The organism is Clostridioides sp. ES-S-0190-01 (assembly GCF_020658275.1).
Taxonomy (GTDB): Bacteria; Bacillota; Clostridia; order Peptostreptococcales; family Peptostreptococcaceae; genus Clostridioides.
On the sequence record NZ_JACVWA010000039.1, the window covers coordinates 233,630 to 247,146 of the forward strand.

Annotated in this window: 11 protein-coding genes; 2 read left to right on the forward strand and 9 right to left on the reverse strand. The window is 27.9% G+C overall.

Annotated features, from left to right (window positions below):
- Positions 1–1,065 carry an ABC transporter permease gene (locus tag IC214_RS15000; protein WP_227866781.1) on the forward strand — a complete coding sequence of 355 codons (1,065 nt, stop codon included), beginning with the start codon at positions 1–3 and terminating at the stop codon, positions 1,063–1,065.
- A gap of 255 nt (positions 1,066–1,320) precedes the next feature.
- Positions 1,321–1,818: a CarD family transcriptional regulator gene (locus tag IC214_RS15005; RefSeq protein WP_227434175.1), complete on the forward strand. Its 498-nt coding sequence runs from the start codon at positions 1,321–1,323 to the stop codon at positions 1,816–1,818.
- Between the two features lie 183 nt (positions 1,819–2,001).
- On the opposite strand, the gene IC214_RS15010 is transcribed toward IC214_RS15005, so the two are convergent.
- The 9 genes from IC214_RS15010 to trmD form a co-directional block, all read right to left on the reverse strand.
- Entirely contained in the window at positions 2,002–2,250 is a 249-nt protein-coding gene (locus IC214_RS15010; RefSeq protein WP_227434174.1) for a hypothetical protein, read from the reverse strand.
- 65 nt (positions 2,251–2,315) lie between these two features.
- A complete protein-coding gene (locus tag IC214_RS15015; RefSeq protein ID WP_227823647.1) occupies positions 2,316–3,332 on the reverse strand; it encodes an alpha-hydroxy-acid oxidizing protein in 1,017 nt (338 codons plus the stop codon).
- Between the two features lie 57 nt (positions 3,333–3,389).
- Positions 3,390–4,157, reverse strand: a complete 768-nt coding sequence (locus IC214_RS15020; RefSeq protein WP_227434172.1) for a ribonuclease HII — start codon at positions 4,155–4,157, stop codon at positions 3,390–3,392.
- 71 nt (positions 4,158–4,228) lie between these two features.
- Positions 4,229–6,421, reverse strand: a complete 2,193-nt coding sequence (locus tag IC214_RS15025) for an adenosylcobalamin-dependent ribonucleoside-diphosphate reductase (RefSeq protein ID WP_227434171.1) — start codon at positions 6,419–6,421, stop codon at positions 4,229–4,231.
- Positions 6,422–6,957: 536 nt separating this feature from the next.
- Positions 6,958–8,253 carry a branched-chain amino acid transport system II carrier protein gene (gene brnQ / locus IC214_RS15030; protein ID WP_227836154.1) on the reverse strand — a complete coding sequence of 432 codons (1,296 nt, stop codon included), beginning with the start codon at positions 8,251–8,253 and terminating at the stop codon, positions 6,958–6,960.
- Positions 8,254–9,384: 1,131 nt separating this feature from the next.
- The gene (gene brnQ, locus IC214_RS15035) at positions 9,385–10,677 is read right to left on the reverse strand and encodes a branched-chain amino acid transport system II carrier protein (RefSeq protein ID WP_227866782.1); all 1,293 of its coding nucleotides are present in this window, start codon (positions 10,675–10,677) and stop codon (positions 9,385–9,387) included.
- A 389-nt stretch (positions 10,678–11,066) separates the two neighbouring features.
- Entirely contained in the window at positions 11,067–11,963 is an 897-nt protein-coding gene (gene ylqF, locus IC214_RS15040) for a ribosome biogenesis GTPase YlqF (protein ID WP_227836155.1), read from the reverse strand.
- 317 nt (positions 11,964–12,280) lie between these two features.
- Complete coding sequence (gene rplS / locus IC214_RS15045) at positions 12,281–12,631, reverse strand: 50S ribosomal protein L19 (protein WP_227434167.1); 351 nt, start codon at positions 12,629–12,631, stop codon at positions 12,281–12,283.
- Positions 12,632–12,818: 187 nt separating this feature from the next.
- Positions 12,819–13,514, reverse strand: coding sequence for a tRNA (guanosine(37)-N1)-methyltransferase TrmD (gene trmD / locus IC214_RS15050; protein WP_227434166.1), 696 nt, complete (start codon positions 13,512–13,514; stop codon positions 12,819–12,821).
- Positions 13,515–13,517 lie beyond the last annotated feature (3 nt).

Here is a 13,517-nt window from a genome sequence, read left to right on the forward strand (position 1 = left end):
ATGATTAGATTAATTCTTGCAAATATAAAAAGATATATAAAAAATCCTTCTCTTTTAGCTAGTATGGTTATGATTCCTATTATATTAGTTGTTTCTCTTAACCTTTTTTCTAGTAAATCAGACAATCAATCTATGTACTTTTCTCCAGTAGCATTTGTATCTAACTCTTCAGGAAAATATGAACATAAATTGATAAATAATTCAAAGTTAAAGGAAAACACATTTAGATTAAATGAAGAAGATAAAGCTATGAACTTACTAAAAAATAATAAAGTTTCTGCAGTATTTGTTTTAGACAAAAATTTTTCAACTGATATAGATAACTTAAAAAGACCTGCTGTTAAATGTTTTAAAACTGAAAATGGTGGTGGTAGTCTTTGGGCAGAATCAGAAATAGAATCTTTTATCAATAATTCTTTAAAATCAAAAATAGATAGAAATCTGGATGAAAAATTAACTAAAACAACTATAGTTGACAACAAACCTGATAAAAACACAAATTTATTTTTACCAGTTTTCTTAATATGTTATTTTATGTATATTAACGCAGCGCATCTTGCTTCTGACTTATTTTCATTAAAAAAATCAAATGTTTTAAGAAGGCTTATTTCTACAAAACATAAAGATATAAAAATAATTTTTAGCATACTCTTAGGCTTATTTTTTATTCAAGCAATTGTATACACTTTAATACTTGGATGCCTTACATTTGTTGGAGATTTTAAATTAACTCTAAATGTATTAATGATTGTACTAGCAAATAGTTTTGTTTCCACTGGATTTGTATTTTGTATAGCTAGAGTATTCAAAAATGAAAACTCTATAAGCCTTGTAACTACATTTTATTCTTTAATAGGTTTAGCTATATCTATATCTAGTCTGATACCATCAATGAATGAATTATCATTTATGGCTAATCTATCAAAGCTTACACCTTTTTACTGGACTATAAACGCTATTAAAAGCAATGATAGCATTTTAATAAATGTAATCGTTCTAATACTTATTGGAATAGTATTTGTAACAGCTGGAAGTTTTAAATTAAGAGATTTTGCAAAAAACTAATGATTACTAAATATAGTTAGTATATAATTTTATACAATACTAACATAATATTTCAAGATGTTAAATTATTTTATATTATATTTTTATAGTTAGTTTTATAGTTGCTTTTAACCACTTTTGATGCTAAACTTAGTATTATATATTAATATTTTTGACTTGTCAATAGTTTTATGATATAATATTAATTATTAGATAATTAAAGCATTGTACCCAAATTGCAATATCTAAAATTCAGTTTGGAGGTATAACTAACATATGTATAATATCGGTGAAAGTGTGATGTATCCAAAAGAGGGAGCCTGTTATGTAAGTGATATTGTAACCAAGGAAATAAATAAACATATGCAGAAATACTACGAATTAACTGTCATTTTCAATAGTACTCTTAAAATTTCTATTCCTGTTCTGAATGCTGACAAGATTGGTGTCCGTCCAATTATGAACGAAAATGAAATTGATAATTTTATCCAATCTATTAACAAAACAGATGCTATATGGATTTTTGATAGAAAGAAGCGGCTTAAATTATACCATGATAAATTTCATTCAGGAGATATCTTTGAGATTGTAAAATTAATTAAGATGCTTATGATACAAGATTGTTCAAAACAATTATGTAGTACAGATAAGGACTTTTTAAATAAAGCTCAGAGATTTGCTTTGTCGGAATTAGCTGCTGCTCAATGTAAATCCTATACAATCGTATTAGAAGAAATGAAAAAACATATTCTAAATCCGAAAAATAATAATTAAACCAGTCTTTAAGACTGGTTTTATTTTTTAGATTAATCATATTTACTACCATATTTTACTTTAGATTTCATAATCTAGTGTTCCTAATCTAGTGTTTATAAAGCCATCTTAATTAGAATATATTTTATACAACAAAAAACCAAGTGTAAGTCAGTAATATGATTTACACTTGGTCAACAAAATCTAATCTTCCTCAAGTTCCTTTTTTTCTTCCAATAATACATTCAATTCATTTGCTTCTAAAATCTGTGCTTCTGCAATGTCAAGTAACTCTTGTTGCCATTCCACACATTTATCTTTGTAATCAAAAGGTAGCGTTCTGTCAACTATGTACTTATCGATACATTCCTCCGCACTTTTAACTATTTGCTTTCTCTCATCAATAAATTTTTCCAATTCTACTAAGGCTTCTTCATAAGCTTTTTTACTCATATAAATTCCCCCTTTGTATAATTATTCTACATTAAAATGATTTTTCCTCTTTTTTGTATAAAAATTTATTTGTATATAACTTTTCCATCAATATCTTTTATAGTTTGACATCCAGTTAATATCATAGAACCACTTAATTCTGATTGAAGTTTATTTACATAAGTTTCTACACCATCAGTTGCTCCACCAAATGAAGCTGTTACAAAAGGTCTTCCTATTAATACTGCATCAGCCCCTAGACCTATCATTTTTAATACGTCCAACCCTGTTCTAACTCCACCATCTGCAAGTATTGTAACTTTACCTTTAACAGCCTCAGCAATCTTTGGTAAAACTTCACATGCTCCTGGTGTACAGTCAAGTACTCTTCCTCCATGATTTGATACAACAATTGCATCTACACCTGCTTCAACTGCCATTAACGCATCTTCTACAGTCATTATTCCCTTTAATATAAATGGTAATTTAGTAGATTTAACTAATTCTTTTATTTGGTCAACATTTTTAGGAAGTACCGGTTTTCCATGTAGTGATAAAGTTACTAAACCACAAGCATCTATATCAACTCCAACTGCAAATGCTCCAGCTTCTTCAGCCAATCTTATTTTTTTTATAATATTTTCATTGTCCCAAGGTTTAATAAATACAATTCCAGCACCATTATACTTTTTAACTACATCTAAATTTTCCATTAAAAATGCATCTACTGCTGTATCTCCAACCATTGCATAGATACCACTATTAACACATCCTGCAACCACTGGTTCTATGTAATCTCTTTCATTTATTTTTCCACCCATATTTAAAGTAGTTCCTGTTACTGGAGCTGCAAATATAGGAGCACTCATTTTTTTTCCGAACATTTCTATAGATGTATCAGGATTTGAAACATCATGTATTACTCTCATATTTACTTTTACTTTTTCTAAACTCTTGCTATTTTCTATAAAAGAAGAACCACTTCCTTTACCTCCCATACCAGGTACTTCACCTGCACAGACAACTCCATTACAAACTTTACAAACTTTACAACTTCCATTTAAATTTTCTCTAGCATTTTTTAATAGTTCATTATAATCCATCTCTAATCCCCCATTAATTATAGTAATTTATATAATATATATTATATCATATTATGTTTATAGTATATTTTTCAAGAAGCTTTTTCTATGTATAGGAGTTATCCCATGTTTTTCAATAGCTTCATAGTGTTCTTTTGTTCCATATCCCTTATGAGATTTAAATCCATATTCTGGATATACTCTATCATATTGATACATTATACTATCCCTAGTAACTTTCGCTAATATACTTGCTGCTGCTATTGATATAGATTTTGAATCTCCTTTTATAATTGGATTTTGAACTATATCAATTCCTGGTATTGTCGCTGCATCAACAAGTAAGTAATCTGGTGTTTGTTTTAAACAATTTATTGCTTTTTTCATTGCCATATACGTGGCATTTAATATGTTAAATTCATCTATTTCTTCGTTATTTACTATCCCTATTCCATAATCTAATGCTTCTTTTTTTATTACTTCAAAAAGCTCATCTCTTTTTGCTTCACTTAGTTTCTTAGAATCATTTACGCCTTCTATTTTTGTATTTTTCTTAAACACTACAACAGAAGCTACAACAGGACCTGCAAGTGGTCCTCTTCCAGCTTCATCAATTCCTCCAATATATAAATATCCTTTACTATATCCTTCATTTTCAAACGTATTTATAGTTTCTAATCTTTCTGCTTCTTTTCTAATATTATCTAGTTTCTTAGCAAGTTTTATAGCCAAACTTTGAACAGATTTTCTTTCGTCCACTCTTAATATTTCTATATATTCCATATACTTTTCAACTTCTAAAGCCTCAATTATTTCTTTAATCTCCCTCACACTCTTGTTCTGCATGCTATCCCCTCATCTTTCACCTGTAAAAATATTCTTCTCTTAAATATATTAAAAACTCACTAACTTAGAATTTAATTGCATCCACTATATCCACATTTTAAACATATACTACATCCACCTGTATGTGCTATTCCTTCACTACCACACTCAGGGCATACAAACTTTTCATCTTCTTCAAAATTTTTACTTTTTAATTCTTTGGCTTTTTCTTCTTTATTATCTTTTTCTTCTTTATTATTTTTATGAGATTCTTTTTTATTATCTTCTTTTTTGTTATTTTCTTTTTTATTATCTTCTTTTTTTTCATTTATTAAGATTCCACTCCTTTTGCATCCATCTCTAAATATTGTTACTCCCTTAAGACCAGCTTCCCATGCCTTAACATATATGTTGAAAACATCTTCAATTGTAGTTTCAAAAGGTATATTTATTGTAGATGATATAGAAGCATCAATATACTTTTGCCATACTTTTTGCATATTTATTCTTTCTTCATATCCTATATTCATAGCAGTAACAAAAAAATCTGGTAAACATTCTTCATCTGTAATGCCTTTTTTATCCATATATTCTTTAACTATTGGAGTATATACTTTATAATACACATCTTCATCATGCAAACTTTCAGTTTTTCTTATATATGAAAGATTAAATATAGGTTCTATTCCTCCACTAATACCTATCATTGTAGATATAGAACCTGTAGGAGGTATAGTTAAAAGTTGTGAGTTTCTAAGCCCATACTTTTCAACCATCTCTTTAATATCATCATTTAGGTTTTCTATAAAGAATCTAGATTTAGAAATATTTTCATATTTATACTCACTAAATGTGCCATATTCTTTAGCAATCAAAGCTGATTGTTTTACAGCTTCGTTAAGCATAGTTTTACCAATTAAATCACACAATTCTAAAGATTTATCAGAACCATATCTTATCCCCATCTTTATAAGCATGTCAGCAATACCCATTACACCTAATCCTATTTGTCTATATTTATAGACACTATCCCTTTGTTCTTGTAATGGATGTAAATTTAATCCCTCATCTAATACATCATTTAAAGCTACCACAGCTTCTCTAACACAAGATTTTAACTTATTAATATCAAAGGTAGCATGTTCCCCAAATGGTTGTATTACAAACTCTGATAAGTTTATTGAGCCAAGCAAACAGCTTCCTCCACTTGGAAGTGGCTCTTCTGCACAAGGATTTACACCTGAAAAACAAAAAGACTTATCTTCACTCATAAGGTTATATGTTTTTATTTTGTCCCAAAATAATATTCCTGGTTCTGCATAATCCCAGTTATTTTTAACAAACTTATTAAACAAATCATATGCATTTACTATTTTGACTATTTTTTCTCCAGTAGTTTCAACTTCAAAAGTACAATTATACAGCTTTTTTTCCTTTACAGCTTGCATAAACTCATCTGTTACTCTTACAGAAATATTTGCTTTAGTAACCTTCTCCAAATCAGTTTTTATATCTATAAATTCCTCTATTTCTGGATGATTTACATCCATAGAAATCATAAGAGCTCCTCTTCTACCTCTTTGACCAATCAAACCTGTCGTCATGCTATAAAGTTCCATAAAAGACACTGCTCCAGTTGTATATTTTGCAGCATTATTTACTTTTGCACCTTTGGGTCTTAATTTTGAAATATCAATTCCAACCCCTCCACCATAACTAAAAGTTCTAGCAAGTTTTTTTGCAGTGTCAAAAATATCTTCTATACTGTCTTTTGGTGGCTCTATTACATAACAATTAGAATAAGTTACTTTTTTACCTTCTTTATGTAAACCTCTATTTGCTAAAATTCTACCTGCAAATAAAAATCTCTTTTGTCTTATTAACTTTGATATTCTTGGACTATTATTTGAAATTCTCTTTATCCATTCATCAAAACTTTCTCCATCGTGTCTATACTTATTTTTCCATATTGATTTTTGTAATTCATCAAACTCCCAAGCCTTATGTCTTATTTCTGAACGTCTTTCTCTATATAATATGTAGTGTTTTGCTATATCTTTTCTATTTGATTCCATAAGTAATACTTCAACTATATCTTGGATTTCTTCTACAGATAAACATTTTTCCATAGAATTATAATCATTAGCAATTTTTCTTGATATATCATATGCTAAATCTCTATCTACTCCACCTTCACTATTTATACTAGCTTTATAGACAGCATCTTCAATCTTACTTTTACTAAAAAGTTCTTTTGTCCCATCTCTTTTTATTATGTACTTCATTTTTAGACCTCCAATAAATTAGTATTACATTAATACACCTATTAGTTGTAATTCTAAACAAACTTTTTTCTATATTTGCATGTTTTCATATTAATTATCTTACACAATATATATTATACTATTTTATATTCAATATAACACGCTTTATAGTTTTCTCAATTAAGTAAATGAACTTTTTATATTCTAAATATCTTCTATTAAAAACTTAAAAATAACATAAAAAAGTATATAAAAGTGTAATTATACTCTTATATACTTTATTTTTTTATAAATTTCATCCTTATTATTCCATTATTTTCCATTAAAATTATTAATAATTTCTTTATATTTTACATATAAATATGCTACATCCCATAAATATTATTTGTAAATATATATAACAAAATTCAACCTAATAATAATCTATCTTTAATCTACTTTATTTAATATTCATTTACATATAAATACATATAAAGTTTTACATATCAAAAAGGAATTGCCTCCTAAATGATTTTAATCACTTTAAGGCAATTCCCATATGTATGAATTATTCTTTATTATTGTACAGCTTTGCTGCTTTGAGATGGAATAAAGTTTCCTATTATTCCAGCTATTACAACTGGAACTACCCAGTTAAATCCTAATGAAGCTAGTGGTAAGCTATTAACTAGAGGTATATTTATACCAAAGCTTGTTGCAACTGTTAATACACTTACTAACAATGCCATATATGCAGCGCATTTAAATACGTTATCATTTTTAATTTTATTACTAAATAATGCTAGTATAACTAGAGTTATAGTTGCTGGATATACCATACTTAATATAGGAGAAGAGAATTTTATTATTGTACTTACTCCAAAGTTTGATATGATTGCACTAAATACACAAACTACTATAACTATATGCTCATATTTTAATTTTCCATCTGTAAGTGTTGAGAAATATTGACCTGCTGCTGAAGAAAGACCTATAGCTGTTGTTAAACATGCTAATGCAACTATAATAGCCAATAGAATTTTACCTGTATTTCCAAGTAATGATGCTGTTATTGAAACTATTAAAGCTGTTTGTTGAACATCTTGTCCATATATCTTAGATACAGTTGCTCCAAGGTAACATAATCCACCATAAACTAGTGCCATACCTATTACTGCTATAACACCTGCACTTACTGTAGCTTTCATCTTTTCTTTTTCACCTGTATAACCTTTAGCTATTACTGACATGATTATAATTGATGCAAATACACTCGCTGCCAATGCATCCATTGTTTGATATCCTTGAGTTATACCTTCTGCAAATACATTTTGTATTAAAGAAGTATCTCTTATGTCTCCTAGTGGAGATACAATACCTTTAACTATTAATACTGCTAAAGCTATAAGTAAAGCTGGAGTTAAAATTGATCCAACTATATCTACAACTTTTGATGGTCTTATTGTTAAAACCAATACTATAGCAAAGAATACTATAGAGAATATTACTGGGCTTATTCCTGAACCTATTGTAGGTAATATACCCATTTCATAAGTTGTTGCTGCTGTTCTAGGTATTGCCAAAAGTGGCCCTATACAGATTACCATTGCACATCCTAATACAACACTTAATCCTTTACCAGCTCTTGAAAACATTTTTGATGTGTCTCCATTGAACTTAGTTGCTGCTATAACTGCTAATAATGCCAAACCACCATCTGCGAAAAGGAATCCTATGAAAGCTACTAGCCAACTACTTCCGGATAAAACTCCTAGATATGGAGGGAATATTAAGTTCCCAGCACCAAAAAACATTGCAAATAGTGCAAATCCAATTACAATTACATCTTTAAACTTGATTTGTTTCTCACCCATTTAAAGCACCCCCATTTGAATTTTACTACGTTTTATTACATTTTACCAAAAAATAAGTCCAATCTCTTCTTAAATGAAAACCTTTTGACGAGATTTTATTTAATTATACATTTTTGACTTAAACTTGTCAATTATGTTTCATAATTTATAAAATCTTCGCAATATTTAGTACAACTTTCTTAATTAAATAAAATTAACATGTATACTTTAAACATATATGCTTTTTTTATTTTTATTTAATTTTTCTTGACAAAATTAAAACTTTTAAATCATCTTAATTGTGCGACTTTTTCAATTATTTGCATTATTTCCAATTTATATTGCTTTATAGACAATATTAATGTATACATCACTCTCCTTTTTGTTTTGTATAATTTTTTAAGTTCAATTTAAATTTTAAATATTTTGTGTTTATTATATAATCTGAAAAAAAAGCAGTCAATATGATTTTTAATTTTTTTAATTTTCAAAATTATGATACTTAAAAAATCGTTTTCCTTTTGTCATAACTTCTATTTACGTTAATTCTTGTAGTATTTTGTATTTATTTTGCTAAATTCACTATTAATTTTACTGAATTCCAATTCTACTCTTATAGACTTTTTACTTACTAGAGTGCTTCCAAATCATTTTTTCTGAAAATTTTTTATTATGATTTGTTGATTTATTTTTCTTCATAGAAACTATATTGTAAGTTCCAACTTGTTAAAACTTTGCAGTTGCTAGTATTCACCTTAGTTTACTTATTTTTTAGAATTTGCTAAATAATCTTAATATAAACCAATTAAAAAACAATTTAGTAATTTACATAGGTTATTTATATGTTCAAATGCCTTAAATTTTATTTTATTATTTTATTATTGTCACAATTTTATTTATATAATATTTTTGTAAAAGTCAACTAATACACATATCTGAACTTGTAATATTACTTTGAATATCTTTTATAAATACTCATTATTGTTAAAAAATAAACATTATTTTTTTTTAATACTTCTAGCTAATTTTACTATATCAAATGCAAATAATTAGTATGTACTCAAAAATAAAAAGAGTTATCTATATAAATAGTTTCATTTATTATAGATAACTCTTTTATTTTCAAATGCTTATATTTCAATTAAATAAGTTTTAATTTGTACCAAGTGTATTGGATTGACTTTTTGATGGTATAAAATTACCAACTATTCCAGCTATTATAACTGGAACTACCCAGTTAAATCCTAATGAATGAAGAGGTAAAGAATTTACTACTGGAACGCTTACTCCATAACTAGATATAACTGTTAATATACTTACAAGCAATGACATATATACTGCTCCTTTGTATACATTATCATTCTTAATTTTTTCATTAAAGAAAGCCAATATTATTAAAACAATTGATGGTGGATAAACTATACTTAGTATAGGAGATGCTATCTTTATTATAGTTCCAACACCAAAAGATGCTACTACTGCACTGAATACAGATACGGCTAATACTATTTTTTCGTAACTTAACTTACCTTTTGTAAGTCTAGAAAAATATTGCCCTGTTGCAGATGTAAGACCTATAGATGTAGTTAAACATGCTAGAGATACTACTACCGCTAAAATCGCTTTCCCAACATTTCCAAGCAATCCTTGTGTTATATTTACTATTACTTGTGATTGTACTGCATCTGTTCCATACATTGTAGATACAGTTGCACCAAGGAAACATAATCCACCATAAACTAGTGCCAATCCTCCACAAGCAAGAACACCTGCTTTACCAATCATCTTTAACTTTTCACTAATACTAGTATATCCTTTTTCATTTAGAGATACTATCAGTACTGATGCAAGCGCTATTGCTGCAAATGCATCCATTGTCTGGTAACCTTGACCAATACCTTCTGCAAATACATTAGGTATCATAGGTTTATCTATTACCTCTCCAAGAGGAGATATAACACCTTTTATAATTATAAATGCTAAAGCTATTAGAAGAGCTGGAGTTAAAAATTGTCCAACTATATCTACGACCTTAGATGGTCTTATTGTTAATACATATGATATCGCAAAATAAACTATACAGAATAATAACACTGGAATTGAACTTCCAAACAAAGGCATTATACCCATCTCATAAGTTGTTGCACCTGTTCTTGGTATAGCTAAGAATGGCCCTATACATAAAATATCTACACAACCTATAAGAATTCCCAATTTCATACCACATCTTTTAAACATTTCTACTACGTTTCCATCGAATTTAGCTGTAGCCATTACTGCTAGAAGTGCCAAACCAGCATCGGCAAATGTAAATCCTAAGAAGGCAATTAACCATTCTGGACCTGTAATTATTCCCAAGTATGGTGGAAATATTAAGTTACCTGCTCCAAAGAACATTGCGAATAATGCAAATCCAAATACTATTACATCTTTGGTCTTACCCATTATAAAATCCCCCTTTTTAACCTTATTAAATTAACAAAATTTCTCAATTGTTCACGTTTGCATAAATAAATTAACTAAAACAATAAGAATCTATTATTAAATTAATAAAATTAAATAAATTAAATTTTTAATATATTGTATTTATTTGTGCTTATTATATATTATATGAAACAAGCACGTCAATATACCAAAATTGCAAATTATCATACTGATTTTAATTTTCAAAAAATTAGGTATATTTGTCTTAAATTAATATTTTTGAAAGTTTTCTAATCTAATTTATACTTTCATGTGACAATTTTTGTCTATATTTCAGAAAAGAAAAAAAACCTTTTAAAAAAAGGTTTTTTTTTACTTATAATATTAATTTTTTAAGTCAGCTTTAAAATCTATCTTTTAACACTCTCTGGTACTTCTAGTGTTATATTGCCTATCTTTCCATCTCTAAATTCATTTAAAACAGTTACAGCTATGCGTGTATAATCAAGTTCTTTCCCACCTGTTATGAATCCTCTTTTATGACCAATCATATCCATTGTTTCAATTGGAGTTTCTCCTAAAGAATCTAATTTATATCTAGCTTTTAACTTTTCTGGCTCTATTACCATAAGTTTTTCTATAAGTCTTAAAGCTAAGGTCTCAACGTCTAAAATCTCATCTTTTATCGCTCTACTAAATGCTAAGTTTAAAGCAACTTCTTGATCTTCAAACTTTGGCCAAAGTATTCCAGGTGTATCTAAAAGTTCAAGATTTCCCTTTAATCTAACCCATTGCTTACCTTTAGTTACTCCTGGTTTATCTCCTGTTTGAGTGCTTTTTCTACCTGTTAATTTGTTTATAAGAGATGATTTTCCTACATTTGGTACACCAACTATCATTATTCTTATAGCTCTTTCTTTTCTTCCTTTATCTTTTAAAGAACTCATTTTTTCTCTAGTTACATTCTTACATTCTTCTACTATCTTATTTACACCCACACCTTTTAATGTATCTACTGGTATAGCTTTTATGTTATTCTTTTTGTAGTACTCAATCCATTGATTTAACTTATCTCTATCTGCCATATCACTTTTATTTAATACAACTACCCTAGGCTTATCTCCTACAAGCATATCTATATCTGGATTTTTGCTACTAAATGGTATTCTAGCATCTAAAAGTTCAACCACTACATCAATTAGTTTTAAGTTATTTTTTACTAATTCTTTGGTTTTCTTCATATGGCCTGGATACCAGTTTATATGTAGATTATTATCCATAAGATACTCTTCATATTCATTTGACATGTATATCACTCCTTTAAAATAGTATGTTATTGTTACCTAATTTTACTAAAAAATATATCTACTTAAAACCTTACATTGTCACCCTTTTAACATCATACTTTACATAATATTATCTTCTTATTTTTAGTATTATTTCAAAATATAATCCAATATTTATTGATTTTATTTTCAATTTTAAAATTCCTAAATCTATCAATAAATAGTATATTTTCAACAAATAATCATATCTGCTTACAATTTAATTATTTGTTATGATTTCAGTTAAAATAGAAAGAGGACTGATAAATCAGCCCCCCATTTATAAGTAAAGTTTTTAATTATCTATTTCTAGCTTCTTTTATCTTAGCAGCTTTACCTACTCTACCTCTTAAGTAGTTTAGTTTAGCTCTTCTTACTTTACCTTTTCTAGTTACTTCTATTTTTTCTATTTTTGGAGAGTGAACTGGGAAAGTTCTTTCTACACCAACATTGAAAGACATTTTTCTAACTGTAAAAGTCTCTCTTGCTCCTCCACCTTGTCTCTTTAATACTACACCTTCGAATATTTGTATTCTTTCTCTTTTACCTTCTATAATTCTAACGTGTACTTTAACTGTGTCCCCAGGTCCAAAATTAGGAACTTCATTTTTTAATTGTTCTTGCTCAATTGCTCTTAGCATTTCATTCATCTTTCTTCCTCCTAAATATCATAGACGTTCTTAACTACCCGACCAGTGTAAACAGAGGAACGCCCGTATTTTCAACATTTTATATTATACTATACTTCTATAGTTATTACAAGCATTTTTATATTTTTAATTCCATTTATAGCCACTTTATTGTATACATGTATATTAAATTTTATTGTATATGTTTTTATTTTTCTTGAGATTTTTTATATAAGTCTAATCGTCTTTCCTTAGTTATTCTTATAGATTCTTCTCGTCTCCACTCATCTATCTTTTTATGATTTCCTGATAAAAGCACTTCTGGTACTTTTAACTCTTCAAACTCTCTAGGTCTTGTGTAATGAGGATACTCCAATAGATTATCTTTAAATGACTCCTCTTCAAATGACTCGTCCTGATTTAATACTCCTGGAATTAACCTTGATATAGAATCTATCATTATAAGTGCGGGCAGTTCTCCTCCAGTTAGTACATAATCTCCAATTGAAATTTCATCAGTTACTATTAAATCAATAATTCTCTCATCTATTCCTTCATAGTGACCACATAAAAGTATTATATCCTCTTGGATAGACATCTCTTTGACTATAGATTGATTGTATACTTTACCTTTGGGAGTTAAATAAATTACTCTTGGATTGTTTATATTATGAGTTTTTATTATATGCTTATATGTGTCATATATAGGTTGAGGAGTCATCACCATACCAGCTCCTCCTCCAAATGGATAATCATCTACTTTTTTATGTTTATTATTAGAAAAATCTCTTATATTATATATATGCACATCAATTATGCCTTTTTCAACTGCTCTTTTCATTATACTTTCATTCATGTATGAATTAAATATTTCTGGAAAAAGCGTCATTATGTGAAATCTCATATT